Here is a 17,524-nt window from a genome sequence, read left to right on the forward strand (position 1 = left end):
TCAAGGGCGTCAATGCTTCTGCTTTGTCCACTGGGGACATCTGTACGGTTCCAGCTCCAGATTTGTTGAACCTGCTTTGCCACAGGAAACATGTACCTGTCCAAAACTGATTCGCCGATTGGCGGGGAGTTTTTGTGTGCCTCGGACTGCCGTTAACCACGTTGGTTAGCAGGCATTTAAATCAACCTTTATAGGTTCGCCTATTGATATCGGTTTGCTACAGACTATGGCCATAAAACCGCACCCTCGCTTATTTTGGGTATGGCCAAAGTCATGGTGCTTGTTGTTCGTCGTCCGGTGTGCTTTCAAGGGCGTCGAATTCTAGGTTGAAGAAGCAGAGAAAATTGCTTGTTTAGCCTTGCCTTGGAGTGTCGAGATTTGGTTCGAGTGACTGCGATTGTGATCTGCGCCGCCCTGGCTGGTTGTCAGGCCGTGCCTGGAGAGGGCCCCCTGGCGTCTGCAATCAACAAGGAGGCGGGGCAGTCCCCGGCCGAAGTTGGTCGCCTCAATGCGGCTGTTTTCGATATCATGGATGTCGACGCACGTTCGGCGCGTCTCGTTTCCGACTATGCTTCCACAGCATTCAAGCGTCGATTCGGCATGGGCGGCGGCGGCCCTGGCCGCGCCGTGATCGGTGTCGGCGACGAGCTCAAGGTGACGATTTTCGAAGCCGGTTCCGATGGCTTGTTTTCCACCAGCGAACAGAAGCAGACGCCGATCGGCGTAGTCGTTCAGCCGGATGGAACGGCCGCAATCCCTTACGTCGGAACCGTCCGATTCGCAGGTAAAACGCTTGAAGAGGCGCGACAGGGTATTCTCACCGCTTTGAGGAGCAAGGCTGTCGAACCGGATGTCATCGTCACCAGTATGAGTACGCCGTCCCGCTCGGTAAGCGTCTCTGGTGCTGTTGGGAAGTCTGCAGAAATTCCGCTCAATCTAACCGGTGAGCAGATCACAGATGTCATTGCCAAGGCGGGTGGCCCCCAGGCACAAGCTTACGAAAGCTATGTCACGCTTGTCCGCAACAAGCGTACCGGCACCGCTCTGTTGAAGTCGATCATCGAAAACCCGAGCGAAAACATCTACGTTCAACCGGGCGACCAGATCTTCGTATCGCGCGATCCGCGCACCTTCACCATTCTCGGTTCGGTAAACGCAAACAATCGTATCGAGTTTGGTGCAAATGACCTCAATCTGCTTGAGGCTGTTGCGCTTGGCCGCGGAGGTAATGATAACTCCGCCGATCCCGCTGGCTACTTCTTGTTCCGTTACGAAGATCCGGAAATCGTCCTTGGTTTGATGGGACAGCAACGGTTCGACCAGATGGTGCGCAAGGGCATGCAGCCGGACAAGGAAGGCCGTTATCCGATCGTCTATCGATTTGACATGACGCGCGGCGACAGCCTGCTTGTCGGTCAGACTTTCCCAGTGAAGAGCCGCGACGTGATTTACGCCTCGCGCCATCCGTCGGTCGATATCTCGAAGTTCCTGCGCGTGGTAGGGGCGCCAGTCGGCATCGCGTCCCAGGGTGCCGGCATAGCCAGGAACCTCAATTACTGATCGTTATAATTGATCGGTATATTGCTTTGTCGCGCCGTGATTGTGCCTGTTGAAAACTTCTGACAGGCACCCTGCGGCGCTTTTCTCGTGACAACTGGGTCCAACTATGTTGTTAAAGTTTATTAAGAGTGGCCTAATCCGCCTACGCCATTAATGCTGTAAGCAGCACCGAGTGACGATGACGATAGAAGTAATTGGCAGAGCCTGTGTAGCCCCAGGCGCAAACTCTATTCAGGAACTTCAGCAAGTCCTCAGAAAAGGGCGCTGTACCGTCACGCAAATTCCCTCGGACCGATGGGATCTGGCGCGGTTCTGGCACCCCGTTCAGGGCACGCCTGGCAAGACCTATACTTACGCCGCGGGCGTGATCGACTCCGTCTATGATTTCGACCCGGCTGTCTTCGGTCTTTCACAGCGAGAGGCCATGCAGATGGACCCGCAGCAGCGCGTGCTGCTGCGTCTGGTTTGGAGAGCACTGGAAGATGCCAATCTTCCAGCCAGCGCACTCGCCAACGAAAAGGTTGGCGTCTATATCGGCGCGTCCAGCCTCGAATCGGGCAATCTCTCTGCAGAAGATCCGGCCTCCGGCAGCCCGTATTTCATGACCGGCAATACGCTGTCGATCGTCTCTAACCGTGTCTCCCACGTCTTTGGCCTCAACGGGCCGAGCATGACGATCGATACGGCCTGTTCGTCCTCGCTGGTCGCTCTCGACCAGGCGGCCCGCGCGCTTGAGCGTGGCGATATCGATACGGCAATCGTCGGTGGCGTGAACATCCTGATCTATCCACTCTCCTTCGTCGGCTTTGCGCAGGCGCGCATGCTGTCGCCGGAAGGTCTTTGCCGCGCCTATGACACCAATGGCCATGGCTATGTGCGCGCCGAAGGCGGCGCCGCAATCGTGCTTCGCCGCAGCGATCGGGCAAAGCAGCAAAAAGACCGGAGCTACGCGCGCATTCATGCGACAGGCGTGAACTCCTCTGGTCGCACGAACGGCATCAGCCTGCCGTCGCGTGAGGCGCAGGCCGATCTGCTGCGTTCAATCTATAAAGGCAACAACATCGACGTGAACCGCGTCGCCTTCATCGAAGGACACGGTACCGGCACGCGCGTAGGCGATCCGGCTGAAGTCTGGGCGATCGGCAGTGTCATCGCCCAAAACCGTCGCGCGCCGCTGCCTATCGGCTCGATCAAGTCGAATATCGGTCATACCGAACCGGTCTCAGGCCTCTTTGGCCTGCTGAAGGCGATGATCTCGCTCGAGAACGACTATCTTCCGGCGACCCTGCATATCGAAAAGACCAACGAGGACATCGATTTCGACGCGCTCAATGTGCGGGTGAATACCTCAGCGCTGAAGCTTCTCCCCGCCAAGGGAGCACGGCTTGCCGGCGTTAATTCGTTCGGCTTCGGCGGCACCAATGCGCATGTCGTTATCGGTGATCCCGAGCCTTCAAATGAGGCCGATGCGGCTGCCAAGGGCGACAACGTGCTCTTTCTGGCCAGCGCCCACAGCGCGACGGCGCTCCAGACCCTGCTCGAGGACTACCGGAAGCGGCTGTCGACGGCAGAACCCGCGGCAGCCCGTCGTATCGTTGCTGCGACGACGACCAACAGGGACGCGCTTAAACATCGGTTTGCCGTCGACGCTCGCAGCGAAGAGACAGTCCTGCAAGCCATCGAAGCTCATCTGGAAGGTGAGGCATCCGATGGCGAGCGCGGTGAAGCGCCTTCCCATGTCGGCAAGCTCGCCTTCGTATTTTCCGGCAATGGCGCGCAATGGGCCGGGATGGGCGTCGACGCCTATCGCGAAAACAGCCATTTCCGCCAGTATTTCCAGTCCTTCAGCGCGCTGTTCGAATATCATCTCGGCGAGAAGCTGACGGACCTCATCGTCGCAGACGACATCAACGCGCGGCTCGCCGACGCGACCATCGCCCAGCCGCTGCTGTTTGCGGTCCAAGCGGCGCTGTCCGACTGCCTTGCCGCCCACGGCATACGCCCGGATGTCGTGTTTGGTCATTCCGTCGGTGAAATCGCCGCCGCCTATGCATCAAAGGCGCTGACTGCCGCTGAATCGGTCGCAATCGTTGCCAAGCGCTCGCGTTCGCAGCATCTCTTTGCCGGCCAGGGCAAGATGGCAGCCGTCGTGATGGGCGAAGAAGCCGCCGCCGCCTTTGCCAAAGCCCATGGTCTTCACGGCATCTGCGTTGCTGCGATCAACGCTCCGAACTCGGTTACTATTTCTGGACCGGTCGAAGAAATTCAGGCTTTCCGCGATGCTGCCCGTAAGGTCCAGGTCGTCGCCCACATTCTTGACATCAACTATCCGTTCCACCATCCGATCATCGATAGCGCGCGCGCCGGCTTCCTGGCCGACCTGCCGGCCATCGAGCCGCAGAGTGCTGCCTGTACTTTCGTATCCACCGTGACCGGCGGCATCTACGACGGGCGCGGCCTCGATGCCGATTACTGGTGGCGCAATGTCCGGGAGCCGGTGCTGTTCCGCTCGGCGGCCGAGACGGCGCTCGACCTCGGCTGCAATCTGTTCATAGAGATTTCGCCGCGCACGATCCTGTCCAACTACGTCTCCGAAATCGCTAAAAGCAACGCGCAGCCAGCGACTGTCATCGGCACGCTGCAGCGGGAAGCCTCGATGGAAGGCCGCGATCCGGTCGCGCGCTCCTTTGCCCGTGCGGTTGCCCATGGCGCCGTACCCGCCCCGTCCCGCCACAGCGGCAAGCGCAATGCGCTGGCAGATCTGCCGCCGCTGCCTTTCGAGCCTGTCTCGCTCAAGATGCCGGGAACGACGGACGAGATCGACGTCTTCGGCCGCGACCTGAAGAACCAGTATACGCTGCTCGGCTGGCGCAGCGACCCGAATGGTTCTCACTGGAAGAACCATGTCGACGCTTTGCTTTTCCCTGACCTTGCCGAACATGTGGTCGATGGCCGTGCCATCCTGCCGGGAAGTGGCTTCCTCGATATCGCGGTAACGGCGGCCCAGGCGCATTTCGGTAGCGATGACATCGAAATCTCCAACATGGAGATCGTTCGTCCGCTGGAACTGCGTCCCGATCGGATGCTCGAGCTTTCGACGATCCTGTCGCCGGAGACAGGCAATATCGAGATCCGCTCGCGTGAGCGTCTGAGCAGCGACGACTGGACGATTCATGCTGTCGGCCGTTGTCGGCGTCCGGTGGATGACGAGACCCCTCGTTTCGAGAGCGTGGCGCGCTCGGGAGACAGTTCCGCTCTTTCGTCGGCGGAAGTCTACGAGACGGCCGAGCGCTTCGGCCTGCAATACGGTCCGCGCTTCCAGCTCCTTTCGAAAGCTGTTTCCTTTGGCAACAATATCGTTGACGTGGATCTGAAGCAGGCTGCCGATCCGGCCCATCCCTATGTCCGTTACAATCTCAACCCGTTCTCGGTGGATGCCGTCTTCCATGGGCTTGTCGCGCTCTTTGATCGCCTGTCCGGGAGCGATGCAGGCTCGCCCTACATTCCGGTCCGTTTCGGCTCTGTCCGCGTAACGGGCAAGGGCGAGACGATCGCAAAGGCCACGATCGAGATCGAGCGCTTCAGCAGCTTCTCGATCAAGGTCAATTTCCGCCTGTTCAACAGTGCGGGTGAGCAGATCGCTTCTCTAGCCGATTGTCGCTTCCGCCGCACCTCGCTGCGCCGCCATCACACGCTGGATTCCGTCGCCTTCCACTTCGAGGCCGTTCCAAGCGCGATCATGCCAAGCTCGATCACGGTTGGCCGGTCGGTCGTGGAGATCACGCTGCCGGCTTTGGCCGAAGGCGTATCGGTGACTGCCAAGGACAATGCATCCTTGATGATCGATGCTGCGATTTATCGTGCCTGTCACGAGTTTGCGCTGTCGCTCGCCGATCGAGACGGCAATGTCCTGTCGGCAACATTGCCGGGTGACAAGGAGCTTCGCAGTTTCTTGACCTCCTGCCTCTTCACGCTGGAGGATGCCGGGGTCGCGGCACCGTTCGACGCGGGCTGGAAGGTTCCGCGGGAATTTGCTTTCCCGCAGGTCGACGAGTTGATCCAGGAGATTTACCGGGAAAATTCCGCTCGCGTTGCCGAGGCGGTTCTGGCCAACGACGTTTATCGCGACATGCTGGAGCGGCTGTCTCTCGTCAACCTGCATGGCGACGGTGAAACTGCGGTGCCGCGCAATGTCAGCGAAGCCACGTTGGATCATGTCCTCGTTCACTCGCCGCTTGGGCGCAGCAGGGCAGAAAGCGCCGTCGATCTGGCCGAACGCTTTTGCAAGGCGAACCCTTCCTGGACGCGCTTCATCGTCGAGCTCGGTTCCACCAGCGAGTCGATCAGCACACGCCTTGCCCACATGGCGGCTACCATCGGCGCAAGCCTCGTCATCGTCGAGCCGCGCGAAAACGCGCGACGTATGCTGGAACTGGCTTTCGAGCAGAACGTCCATGTATCCGTGATCGAGCCCAAGCTCCTTGGCAGTCTCTCGCAGGTCGATCTCATCGTCGCAGGCGGGCTGTATAGTCAGACGCTGCTTGCCGGTGACGACGATATGCGTCAGGCCGTCCGTGCTCTTGCCTCCAAGGGAACGGCGATCGTGTTCGCCGATCGCGCCCCCTCCGCATTCAACGACTTTGCCTTCGGACTGTCGGATGACTGGTTCGCGGCAAGCCAGTCCGCGGATTTCCCGGTTGGTCAGCTCGGCACGCCGGCGCAGATCGAGAGCCTGCTTTCGGATCTCGGCTTCGCCTCGCCGTCGATCGAGGAAGTACAGACACAGCAGGGCGCACTCATCCTGGCCTCGGCCCAATCAACGGCATCGACTGAAAAAGCTTTGGCCGGCACGCGCGGCCATATGGTCGTGGTCGCCGAACCGTCCGCAGAGAAGTCGATCGCCCCATCCTTCGCCAATGCGACGCTCGTAACTGCAGACGCGGTGCTGGAACAGGCATTCGAGGCGAACGGGGAAGGGGTCATCTGCGTCGCCTACCTTGCGGATCGCGGTGCCCATGAGAGCGTGTCGGCGCTTCAGGTGGCTCGCTTGTCCCGCTTCAAGCATCTCGCCGAAACGCTGACGCGCCAGTCCGTTGGGCTTTCGAGCCGCCCGAGGATTGTGATCGTCGCGCCCGGCGGCTCGCCACTTGCTGGCCTGAAAAGCGACGAAGGCAATGCAGGCCTCTGGACCTTCGCTCGCGTCCTCCAGAACGAATATGACGCCGTCGATATCCATCTCGTCGACGTAGAAGACACGGCGGCTGCAGCGCTCGTCGATCGCATAGCCACCGTTCGTGGCGGCAACCGCGAATGGCTGGCAACCGCCGAAGGGCTTGCCGAAATTCGTGCGGCTTCCGGTCCTTTCGCCGGAACGGATACGACGACCGTCGATTTCGAGGCCGCCACCATCCGTCAGCTGGTCAGCGGCCGCGTCGACAGCATCATCTGGGAAACCTGCCAGACGGCTGAGCCTGCCGGTGACGAGGTCATTATCGCGGTTGAGGCTGCAGGCCTCAATTTCCGTGACGTTATGTGGTCCATGGGTCTTCTGCCGGAAGAAGCGCTGGAAGACGGTTTTGCTGGCGCGACGATCGGCATGGAAATGTCGGGTCGCGTCGAACGTGTCGGTTCCGCCGTCACCGATCTTGTGCCGGGTGATCGCGTCATGGGCATCGGCCCGGCGGCGTTCTCGACCCATGTCCGCGTCCGCCGCGATGGCGTGACGAAGTTCCCCGACAGGCTGGATTTTGCCGCTGCCGCAACCGTACCGGTAGCCTTCCTCACCGCCTATTACGCGATGGTCCAGCTCGGCCATATTGAGCCGGGCGAGACGATCCTCATCCACGGCGCAGCCGGCGGCGTCGGCCTTGCCGCGCTTCAGATCGCCAAGCTGAAGGGCGCGACCGTGATCGCTACGGCCGGCACCGTCGAGAAGCGCCGCTTCCTCGAAACGGTCGGCGCTGACCACATCTTCGATTCCCGTTCGCTTGATTTCGTCTCTCGCGTCCGTGCGGTGACGAATGGCGAAGGTGTCGATCTGGTACTCAACTCGCTCTTCTCCGAGGCGATGGAGCGAAGCCTGGAACTGGTAAAACCCTTCGGCCGCTTCCTCGAACTGGGCAAGCGCGACTACTATTCCGACCGCAAGATCGGCCTGCGCCCGTTCCGCCGCAATATCAGCTATTTCGGCATCGATGCCGACCAGTTGCTTGTCAACCTGCCGGCCGTGACGAAGAAGATTTTCACGGAGATCGGCGACCTGTTCCAGAAGGGTGACCTTTCGCCTCTGCCTTATCGCGCCTTCGGCTTTGACGAGATCGGCAGCGCCTTCCGCCTGATGCAGAATGCCGGCCAGATCGGCAAGATCGTCATCCAGCCGCCAGTGCGCGGCAAGGATCGCGTTGTCGTGGCAACTGATCGCGCCGTCCGTTTCGACGGCGAGGGCACATTCCTCGTCGCCGGTGGTATCGGCGGCTTCGGCCTCGTTGCCGCAGACTGGCTGGTTTCCAGGGGCGCGCGGCGCATCGCACTCTGCTCGCGTCGCGGTATTGCCGACGAGGCGACGATCCGGGCTCTGGAAAAGTGGGCGCGCCTCGGTGTCGCCGCCACGCTGCATGCCTGCGACATCACCGACGAAAAATCGCTCTCGGGCCTTCTCACCGAACTGCGCGGCGCAGCACCCATCAAGGGCGTCATCCACGCAGCCATGGTGCTCGACGATGCGCTGCTGACCAACCTGACCGATGAACGCAACCGTCCGGTCGTCGACGTCAAGGTTCGCGGTGCCGAACTTCTCGACAAGCTGACCCGCGGCGACGATCTCGAGCTCTTCCTGCTCTTTTCCTCGGCAACGACGATGCTGGGCAATCCGGGGCAGGCCAACTACGTCATTGCCAACGGCTATCTCGAAGGTCTTGCCCGCGCCCGCCGCGCAGCCGGCCTCTCGGCACTTGCCGTCGGCTTCGGCGCGATCGCCGATACCGGCTTCCTGGCGCGCAATGCCGAGATCAACGAACTCCTGTCCAAGCGCATCGGCAAGACGGCGTTGAAGGCGCGCGACGCGCTGGAGCAGGTCGAGAACTACATGGCGGCCGACACGGGCTCCATCGACGCTGCGGCGGTGATGATCGCCGAAGTCGACTGGAGTGCGGTCCGCATGCTGCCGATCGCGACGTCTTCCCTGTTCGAGACGGCGATGCGCGCGGCCGGAAGCCAGCAGGCTGCAGCCGATGGCGACCGGATCGACCTGGAAGAGCTCATCCGCGGCAAGTCGGTCGACGAAGCCCAGGTTCTGTTGCATCAGATCGTTGCTGCGGAAATCGCCACCATCCTGCGTGTTACCGAAGACAGCATCACGCCGGAAAAGATCCTCAAGGATGTCGGCCTCGACAGTCTGATGGCGATGGAGCTCGGCATGAGCTTCCAGCAGAAGACCGGATTTGATATTCCTCTGAGCGGCGTTGGCGAAGACACGACCGTCAGCGATGTTGTCACCCGTCTGCGCGAAAGGGTTTCCAAGCGCAATGATGAAGACGACTCTGGTCCGCAGGACGCCGTCCTGGATCGCCTGGTGAAGAGCCATTCGACACAGCAGAAAGCAGCCGCACAGTGACTGACAAAAACAAGCGAGGAACCACGGCGTCTTCCGGCGGAGACGCCAAGAAGGGGTTTCTCGAACAGATGCGGCAGACGAACGAGACATCCGGGCGCAATCGCGAAGCGCGGTTGAACCGCCAGCCGCAGGCAGCTGTCCGCCAGGCATTGAAGTTCGATCAGCTGCCGGAATATCAGCGCGTACAGACGCAGCGGAAGATCGGCGAGATGATCGGTGTGGGCAATCCCTTCTATCGTTCCCATGATGCCGCGGCCGGCGCCACGACCGTGATGGGTGGCGAGGTCTTCGCCAATTTCGCGTCCTATGACTATCTTGGCACGAACACCGACCCGCTGGTGACGAGCCGCGCGAAGGAAGCGATCGACCGTTACGGCATCTCTGCTTCCGCCAGCCGCGTCGTCGCCGGTGAAAGACCCGTCCACACGGAGTTGGAAGCGGCACTGGCCGAGGTCTATGGCGTCGAGGCTGCCGTCTGCTTCGTCAGCGGCTATCTGACCAATGTCGCGGCGATCAGCTGTCTTGTCGGTTCGCAGGACCTCGTCATACATGACGAGTTCATCCACAACAGCGCGCTTGCCGGTATCAAGCAGTCCGGGGCGACCCGAAGGCTCTTCCGTCATAACGACGTTGAGAACCTCGAAACTGTCCTAAAGACGCTCTCCTCCGATTTCCGCCGCGTGCTGGTGATTGTCGAAGGCGTCTATTCAATGGACGGCGATATCGCCGACCTGCCGAAACTTCTCGAGCTTCGCAACCGCTACGGTTTCTGGCTGATGGTCGACGAGGCTCATGCGCTCGGCGTTCTCGGCAAGACGGGCAGGGGTACCTTCGAACACTATGGTCTCGATCCGAGAGAGGTTGATCTGTGGATGGGCACCCTGTCCAAGACCACGTCCAGCTGCGGCGGTTACATCGCCGGCTCGCAGGCATTGGCGGATATCCTGAAGGCGGAGGCCGGCGGCTTCGTTTACAGCGTCGGTCTGGCGCCGGTGCTGGCGATGGCGGCAAAGGCGGGTCTCGAAATCCTGCGCAGCGAGCCGAAGCGGACCGAACGTTTGCATCGCAACGGTGCACTGTTCCTGGAATTTGCCCAGAAGGCCGGGCTCGATACGGGCTTGAGCGTCGGCTTCTCGGTCGTGCCGGTCTTGGTCGGCGATTCCCTTCGTGCCGTGCAGCTCTCTAACGAACTGCTCGAGGACGGCGTTAATGCACTGCCGATCATCCACCCGGCCGTTCCTGAAGGCATGGCGCGCCTGCGCTTCTTCATCACCTGCAATCACACCGAGGAGCAGATCCGCCATGCGGTGGACGCCACGGCACGCAGGCTGGCGGCCCTTAAGGAACGGAATTTCGGCCTGGCATCGCTCGACATGGAAAAGATGATGCAGCTTTCTCCGCTGCTCCAGACACCCAACAATTAGGGTGAGGGGCGGCGCCATGCATGTCGTCGTGACGGGGGGATCGAGCGGCATCGGCCTTGAGGTCGCAAAGATCTACGCGGCGAAAGGTGTGTCCGTTTCGATCGTCGCCCGCAATCCGGAAAAACTACAATCCGCGCATGAACGGATTGAAAAGGCTGCGGCGACCGGCGCCACAGTTTATTCGGCTGCGGCTGATGTGGCCGATGCGACAGCGCTTTCCGCTGCGATCTCTGCCTGTGAAGCCGCCCAGGGGCCATGCGATACCCTCGTCGTATCGGCGGGTATTGTTGATCCGGCATGGTTCTACGAGCAGAGCGATGAAGCCTTCCGGGCCATGTGGGAGACGAACTTCCATGGTGCGGTCAATGCCGTAAGGACGGTTTATCAGGGCATGCGGAAGCGGCGGGAGGGGCGCATCATGATTGTCTCCTCCGCGGCCGCTCTTATCGGCATTCCCGCCTATGCGGGCTATTGCGGGTCGAAGTCCGCGCTTGTTGGCTTCGTCGATGCGTTGCGGCTTGAGGCGATGCCGGATGGGATATCCGTCGGAATATGCTTTCCCCCCGATACCGACACGCCGCAACTTGCCTGGGAGATTCACTGTCGCCCGCGCGAAGCGCAAATGCTAATGGGTAAGGTAAAGGCGCGCCCCGCTGATAGCATTGCAGCAGATATCGTGAACGGCATTACCAAGCGCAGGGCGCGGGTCTATTTCAGCCTGTCGATCGCAGCACTTTCGATCTTTGGACCGGCTATCAAGCCGCTGGTCGAGGTATGGTATCGGTTTCGAACGCGCCGGCCAGGCGGCTTGCTTTAGCAGACATCGCGTCACGCGCGGATCTCTGGTGTAGACGCGCCAGTCGCTGCATGCTGACCACACCGCAATGACCACTCACGATGCGACCAGCGGAGAGAGAGTTGATGGCCAAATTTTATTTTGATCTTGCCGTGGATGGGAACATGGTGCGCGATTTTACAGGTATAGACCTGTCTTTGGATCAAATTCCAAAATATGCCCAACAACTCATGATGGAGACACTTTTGATGGAAGGTCCAGGTACAGGCATATTCAGCCTCGAATTATCCGTCCGGAGCCAACCCGGCAAACGCGTATTCTCGGCAAGCTTGAAATATGACGGGCAGCGCGGCGGTTAAATCCCGTTTTCAGTCGCGGTGGCAGGACGCGGCCGGCGCTCTGGGGCCGATGAGATCATGAAATCTGTCTCGTTCCCGGATCGGAAGGTCAGCTACTCATCGCTTGTGGTGAACCACTCAGGCTTGATCAGCATGGCGACGACGATGACCGGGAGAAAGACAATGGCGATCAACCATTGCTGCGCGAGCTTTGCCCATGATTGCGACCCGTCGATATCGGCGCGTCGACCTCTTTTCGGACCGCCTGCAGCGGAGCCACCCGTTTCCATCAGCATGCTTGATCCCTTTTTTCTTGTGCGTCCTGTGGGCGACGGCCACAACACCGGAGAACGATGAGGCACAGCGGCGCGTCGTTGTCCGGCTAAATCCAGTCCCCGATCTTCTCCTCATCGGGGAGGGCGTCGTCGATAAACCCGATAATTTCAAAAAGGATGATTACCGCGCCAACGGTCATCAAACCCAGCACCAATCGTCCTGGCGCGAGGATGAAACGGGCCACGTGATGAAGTAACCCATCCGAGTGACTGTCAGGCCTGGTCAACATCTTGAACCTCGCAACGAGAGAGCTTTGATAGGACGGACGTGACGGAAATCTCACCTCTAGGTTGAGATCTCGGCGGTATCAGCGGGTAATTCAAGTACAAGCATCTGTGGCGTCAAAATCGTTGGCTATGCGTGAATTTAGTCGATTGGCCACACAGCACGCGCATCTAAAACTAGAGATAAACCCAGTATATGCCCCGTGTCACCAACTATAAAGATGCAGACATCGTGTGAGTAATAGACCTTTGGGCTGTGATGCAAAGGTGGCTGTTTTTTCGGCGGGGGAAACCTTGGTCGCCTGAAAGATTAGGATCCGCTTATAAGCGGTTCTGTAAGGTCTAACAACGACTTGTTTACGGCTAACACGTAATAAGATTTTGCTGATGGAGCATCTTTGCATGTCGAAAATGAAGTCGAGCATACGGACCATTCGTCCATAAAAAGCCATCCTACGAGGGTGGAGGCGCCGGTACTACTCTTGTGCCTTATCCTTCTGCGTTTCGATCGACTAACCAGGGCTCGCTGCGAACACGTAACAGCACTTCCAGTCGGTTGGCAGCGTTGAATTTAGCCAATAGTGAGGACACCTGGTGTTCGACCGTCCTGAGCGACCGCGATAGCGCCCGGGCAATCTCTTTGTTGCTTAGCCCTTCAACAAGAGAACCGAGCACAATCTGTTCTGATTGGGTCAAGCCAAGTGGATGCTGACGGGATGACGAATAGGGGCCACGACGCTTCTTCGGCATCACGTCTTCCAGACCTAGGCGCATGCCAAGCCTTCGGGCGAAACTGGCTGTTCCCTGCGCTTCCAGATCATCCAGAAGTTTCACAGCGCGGGGGAGGGCTTGGCGAACATCTTCAGCTCTCGCCTGAAGCAGGCAAAGCGCCGCTTCGTAGGGCTGATCCAGTGCCAACCATAGGTCCGCCGCCCGCTCGATGTCTCCGGCGAGCTCGGCGGCACGGGGCGCCGCAATTTCCGCTGTCGATATCGGGGATGCCGCAAGCGAAAAACGATGCTGCCAGACAAGGACTTCCCCGAGATCCCACATGTTCATCGTCTCAGAGCCGAGCAGCAGAAGTTCTGCCACATGCGTCTTGGCGGCGTCGCTATCGTCTGAGAGCCAAGCTGCTTCAAGCAACGCTAATCTGACCGGGATGATCCTTTGTGGCTCGCCCGTGTAAAGCCCCTCGGCCAGCGCCCGCTGCAAAAGCTCGAGCGCCTTTTCCCTTTGCCCGAGCCGCAGCTTGACACGAGCGAGAACGGAAAGCGCAGGCAAATGCATAACGCGAGGAAAGCCGTCCATTGTAACGACACCTTCAGCAATCGTTTCAGCCTCGTGCAGACGCCCCTGTTCCATCCGAAGTTGCGCGTGCCGACCCAGGAGATAGTGGGCCGCACCATCGAGATCGAACTGAACACACAGGGCAGTGCCCTCCACAATCAGCTTTTCGGCTTTGGCAAAATCTCTCAAGAGCATGCAGCATTCGGAAAAATTGGTATAGGCGCGCGACGCGTGATCGTGAAAGCCGTGCAGGAGCGACAGAGATAGACTTTCCTCGAGCAATCGCGCCCCTTCGGTCATTCCGAGCATCATAAGCGATGTCCCAACATTGTTGAGCGAGTGTATTCGTGTCTCAACCTGGTCCAATCGTTCAGACAGCTCGATCGCCTGCCTGCCCATTCAATCGATTCCTCGAACCTGTCCTGCAGCATCAACAGCTGCGAGCGCGTGCTGTAGGCGAGCGCGAGCTCACCACTGACTGGGTGGGCCTCAAGCTCGACTATGGCCTTCTCCGTGCGGTCGACCGCTTGATGCGTTTCTCCCCGACGCCAATGAAGCCGGGCCAGACGGCATAGGTTGAGGCCGACCTTGTAGATATTGTCCTGCGAGCGCCAGAGAGAGATCGCTGTTTCATAGGCCTCCATCGTCTGGTCGCTTGACGTTGTCCCCGCCAGAAACGTCTCATGTGCCCAGTCCTCGTAGATCTGCGCGGCAGTCGGCAAGGGAGCAAGCGCAACATGTTCAAGGGCCGCGGTCAGATGCGTTGCCGCCTGCTGGTGAGCTCCAAGCTTGGCTGCCCGGGCGGCCGCCTTCGGCGCCAGTTCCAGAACGTGCACGGGATTCCCCGACAAGCCGGCGTGATGGAGGCGCTGAGCTAAAATGGAAGGATCGCTGTCGCCACCAGGCAAGGATGCCAAAATACTCTCCATTCTCGCATGCAGATTGCGCCTTGCGACCGGCGACAATCTCTCAATCGTCGCCTGCCGCGCGAGCTCGTGGCGGAACACGAGGGATCCTTTTTCGTCCCAGCGCAAAAAGCCCCGCTCGATACACTGGTCGGCAACATATTCCGCCTCATCGCCGATCAGGTGCGGGATCATCGAAGACGCGATGCCACTCGGCAGAACGCTGATCGCATCGAGAAACTCGCGCAATCCTGCCGGCAAACGCGAGAGGCGAGCCCATACCGCATCGCGGACAGAAATTGGCAGATGCCCATCAGCCCGACTTTGATCTGCAAGAAGCTCCATGACAAAGAATGGGTTGCCCCCGGTGGCGCGGTGCAGGTTTCCTCCACGCACCGCATCGCCCGCAAGCTCTGTGACGGCAGCAAGCGACAGCGGCTCCATCGAAAGCCGCGTCATAGCTGCGGCCGGAAGATCACCGAGAACCTGCGTCATGGGGTGATCTCGGCCGATATCGACATCGCGCACAGTCAAAACAATCATTGCTTTGAGAAGAGAGACACGACGCCCCAGAAAACGAATGAGGTCGAAGGTCGCACGATCTGCCCAGTGCAGATCTTCGAATACGAGGATCATTGTTTTCGGTGACGTGACAATCGTACTGAGCAATTCGGAAAAGATGAGATCCGGCGCCTCTGCTCGCCGCAAGAGGCTGCTCAGCTCGGGGGAAATCGTGATCGCCATGTCCTGCAGCGGGCCGAGGGGCCGGGGCGTCGTAAACGGGTCGTTCCAACCCCAATGGACTATGTAATCGCTTTCCACCAATTCGGAGAATTGCTGAAGAAGAGCGGTCTTTCCAATCCCCGCGTCGCCCTCCAAAACGACGATGCGCCCTCGGCCCAAGGCAGCATCCTTCAACGTCGAAAGCAGCTTCTCCGTAACGGCTTCTCTTTCCAGCAGCATCGGGGGTCCCATGCGCAAGGTGATCGTCAGTCAAATCAGTGAAGCATTATGGCTTTTGCGGCCGTGCCAGTGGCTGTGCTTCAAGAATTATGGATCAATACGAGAGCGCTAAGATAGCAACTTATAATTATTGAGCAATTCCCATCTCTACACAGGTCTGTCTTTGCTGCGACGGGTCCGGGTCGGCCACAGATCAACGGATCTTGCAGACAAAGGGCGCTCAGACCGCAGGAACGAGAGAAGGCAGCTCAGGGAAGACGGCCAGCCGCACGCCCATCCCAATCAGAACTACGCCGCCTATGATATTGAGCATTCGCAGCGCCAGTGGCGGCAATCTGCCGCGCAAAGCATGGGCGGAGCCGCTGACGATTGCATACCACGTGATGCTGCCCAACACGACACCAGCAACTGTTGCCACGAACTCGGTGACGCCAGCTCGCCCAATCATCGAGCCCGAAGATGCAATAGCGAGATAGGAAACGACAGTGACCGGATTGGACAAAGCAGTCATCAGCCCAGCGCCATAGTCGGCAAGAAAACCCGGCACGGCGACGCTCCCCTTGGTCGTGGTGACGAGTTTGAGGAGAAGTTTGCATCCGATCGCTATCAGGGCTGCGCCAGAGAAGACTTGGATCAACGGCTGCCAGCCCGTGAGCACGCTCGCCATCGTGCCCGTCGCGATCAATGCTAGGCTTGCAAACAGGCCGTGAGCGGTCGAAGCCCCGGCACCACAAACAAGCCCGCGACGGGCGCCTGCGACGATACTTCGTTGCATGCACATGAAAGAAACTGGGCCGAAGGGAAGGGCAATAGAGAAGGCAAGGAAAGCACTTGCAAAAATAATCGACATCGCCGCTCGGACCTCCGCTTTGTCGTGCAATCGATTTCTGCTCGAGCGAAGCCGGTATTATTCCAGCATGGATCGTTGACCCCATGCGGGTCATTTTTTGTCCAACCGCTTGCTCCTTTCCTATGCGTCAGAGATCCGAGGAGCATCGGCGGAACTACCCAAATTTAAGGGATCGTTCCCCCAAATTTTGTCGAGTTATAACGGCTGAAAGAAGCGTGTCTTGCGGTGCGTGCTGCGTCGAACGATCGAACCCTGCGCTCGTCAGACGTGATCCGCGCTCACGCAATCAAGGATTTTGCAGCCGGTATGAGCGACTGCAGAGATGGCGCCCTGTAGCGATCAAACTGCAACCCGTTCCAGCCACGGGGGGCACAGTATTCTCGAACGGCGTAACACCGAACAGGGCAGGGCTCAACGAACGATCGGAGCGGGTCGCCCAGCACGCCGCCAAGCACCACGACTGGCAGAAGTTGAGTTGGATAATAGAGCGGACACCCATTTGCGCACTCGCTTTTACAGTCATTCCGCATATCCTCCAGCGACTGGAGATTCGCATGACGCAGGAACGACGCCGGGCAGTGTTCGAGACGATCTTGAAAAAGACCGAAGAACGCGGTGACAAGTTCGAGGACGACCCCGGTTTCCGGGCATCTGTCGAAGAATGGATCACGGGAACGATCGAGATCTCGGACCTTTGGGAGCGCTATCGCGCGCTTTGCAGAATGCGGCAAAGCGCCAAGGCCGTGATCAGGTCCAAGCTGAAATAACGGGACCAGGTTAGGAGAACCGTTCTCCTGTCTGGTCCGGTTAAATTTCGCAGCTGTAGCACTAGCCGCAGCACGTGAAGATGGTACTAGCGCTGCGACGTTTGAGCTTCGCGGAAAGCCGAAGCTTTACTCGAGGTCGAGCGCCTGCTTCAGTTCGTCAATGCGTTTTGACGCGTCCGCCTTTGTCAGATCCTCGGCGTAAACATCGGGCTGATGTGCTTGCTCTGACAGAGTTTTGAGATAGGACCGCTGCGCGCCCGTCATTGGCTCATCCCCGCTGACCCAATCGTCCGGGTTTTTCTGCGTGTTAGAAGAGGCATCAGCTTTTGGGTTGTGACTCATAACGATCTCCTGAATTTGTTCTCTAAACGTTCACGTAGCGGGTTGGTTCCGGCTCGCGCTCGGTCGCCCACGGAACCATGCGACTGTCCCTTCGTTGTGCTGGCAGCTGCAAGCAGGAGA

The 17,524-nt window shown here is 59.3% G+C and carries 12 protein-coding genes; 6 read left to right on the top strand and 6 right to left on the bottom strand.

What is annotated here, in order from left to right; translation table 11 throughout:
* Positions 1–378: 378 nt before the first annotated feature.
* The 5 genes from BM216_RS22075 to BM216_RS22095 all read left to right on the top strand — a co-directional run bounded on the left by BM216_RS22075 (position 379) and on the right by BM216_RS22095 (position 11,751).
* Complete coding sequence (locus BM216_RS22075; protein ID WP_093001378.1) at positions 379–1,560, top strand: polysaccharide biosynthesis/export family protein; 1,182 nt, start codon at positions 379–381, stop codon at positions 1,558–1,560.
* Positions 1,561–1,738: 178 nt separating this feature from the next.
* Positions 1,739–9,172: a type I polyketide synthase gene (locus BM216_RS22080; RefSeq protein ID WP_093001379.1), complete on the top strand. Its 7,434-nt coding sequence runs from the start codon at positions 1,739–1,741 to the stop codon at positions 9,170–9,172.
* Between the two features lie 68 nt (positions 9,173–9,240).
* Complete coding sequence (locus BM216_RS22085; RefSeq protein ID WP_093001457.1) at positions 9,241–10,596, top strand: aminotransferase class I/II-fold pyridoxal phosphate-dependent enzyme; 1,356 nt, start codon at positions 9,241–9,243, stop codon at positions 10,594–10,596.
* A gap of 16 nt (positions 10,597–10,612) precedes the next feature.
* Positions 10,613–11,413: an SDR family NAD(P)-dependent oxidoreductase gene (locus tag BM216_RS22090; RefSeq protein ID WP_093001380.1), complete on the top strand. Its 801-nt coding sequence runs from the start codon at positions 10,613–10,615 to the stop codon at positions 11,411–11,413.
* 104 nt (positions 11,414–11,517) lie between these two features.
* Positions 11,518–11,751, top strand: coding sequence for a hypothetical protein (locus tag BM216_RS22095; protein WP_093001381.1), 234 nt, complete (start codon positions 11,518–11,520; stop codon positions 11,749–11,751).
* A gap of 92 nt (positions 11,752–11,843) precedes the next feature.
* On the opposite strand, the gene BM216_RS22100 is transcribed toward BM216_RS22095, so the two are convergent.
* The 5 genes from BM216_RS22100 to BM216_RS22115 form a co-directional block, all read right to left on the bottom strand.
* Positions 11,844–12,026, bottom strand: a complete 183-nt coding sequence (locus BM216_RS22100; protein WP_093001382.1) for a hypothetical protein — start codon at positions 12,024–12,026, stop codon at positions 11,844–11,846.
* Positions 12,027–12,112: 86 nt separating this feature from the next.
* Positions 12,113–12,250, bottom strand: a complete 138-nt coding sequence (locus BM216_RS34090) for a hypothetical protein (RefSeq protein ID WP_177230865.1) — start codon at positions 12,248–12,250, stop codon at positions 12,113–12,115.
* 529 nt (positions 12,251–12,779) lie between these two features.
* On the bottom strand, positions 12,780–13,889 hold the full coding sequence (locus BM216_RS34670; protein ID WP_244530263.1) for a helix-turn-helix transcriptional regulator: 1,110 nt from the start codon (positions 13,887–13,889) through the stop codon (positions 12,780–12,782).
* Positions 13,886–15,445: an ATP-binding protein gene (locus tag BM216_RS34675; protein ID WP_244530264.1), complete on the bottom strand. Its 1,560-nt coding sequence runs from the start codon at positions 15,443–15,445 to the stop codon at positions 13,886–13,888. Before BM216_RS34675 ends, BM216_RS34670 begins: the two co-directional genes overlap by 4 nt.
* Before the next feature lie 220 nt (positions 15,446–15,665).
* Positions 15,666–16,325 carry a LysE family translocator gene (locus tag BM216_RS22115; protein WP_093001384.1) on the bottom strand — a complete coding sequence of 220 codons (660 nt, stop codon included), beginning with the start codon at positions 16,323–16,325 and terminating at the stop codon, positions 15,666–15,668.
* Positions 16,326–16,849: 524 nt separating this feature from the next.
* Here BM216_RS22115 and BM216_RS22120 point away from each other — a divergent pair.
* Entirely contained in the window at positions 16,850–17,062 is a 213-nt protein-coding gene (locus BM216_RS22120) for a hypothetical protein (RefSeq protein WP_093001385.1), read from the top strand.
* Positions 17,063–17,188: 126 nt separating this feature from the next.
* On the opposite strand, the gene BM216_RS22125 is transcribed toward BM216_RS22120, so the two are convergent.
* Positions 17,189–17,404, bottom strand: a complete 216-nt coding sequence (locus BM216_RS22125) for a DUF3072 domain-containing protein (protein WP_093001386.1) — start codon at positions 17,402–17,404, stop codon at positions 17,189–17,191.
* Positions 17,405–17,524: the final 120 nt, after the last annotated feature.

The organism is Rhizobium sp. NFR07 (assembly GCF_900111905.1).
Lineage (GTDB): Bacteria > Pseudomonadota > Alphaproteobacteria > Rhizobiales > Rhizobiaceae > Neorhizobium.

Coding starts and splice junctions, on each gene's coding strand:
- BM216_RS22125 (WP_093001386.1), bottom strand. CDS start 17,404: ATGAGTCACAACCCAAAAGCTGATGCCTCTTCTAACACGCAGAAAAAC.
- BM216_RS22100 (WP_093001382.1), bottom strand. CDS start 12,026: ATGCTGATGGAAACGGGTGGCTCCGCTGCAGGCGGTCCGAAAAGAGGT.
- BM216_RS22120 (WP_093001385.1), top strand. CDS start 16,850: ATGACGCAGGAACGACGCCGGGCAGTGTTCGAGACGATCTTGAAAAAG.
- BM216_RS22085 (WP_093001457.1), top strand. CDS start 9,241: ATGCGGCAGACGAACGAGACATCCGGGCGCAATCGCGAAGCGCGGTTG.
- BM216_RS22090 (WP_093001380.1), top strand. CDS start 10,613: ATGCATGTCGTCGTGACGGGGGGATCGAGCGGCATCGGCCTTGAGGTC.
- BM216_RS22080 (WP_093001379.1), top strand. CDS start 1,739: ATGACGATAGAAGTAATTGGCAGAGCCTGTGTAGCCCCAGGCGCAAAC.
- BM216_RS22095 (WP_093001381.1), top strand. CDS start 11,518: ATGGCCAAATTTTATTTTGATCTTGCCGTGGATGGGAACATGGTGCGC.
- BM216_RS34675 (WP_244530264.1), bottom strand. CDS start 15,445: ATGCTGCTGGAAAGAGAAGCCGTTACGGAGAAGCTGCTTTCGACGTTG.
- BM216_RS34670 (WP_244530263.1), bottom strand. CDS start 13,889: ATGATGCTCGGAATGACCGAAGGGGCGCGATTGCTCGAGGAAAGTCTA.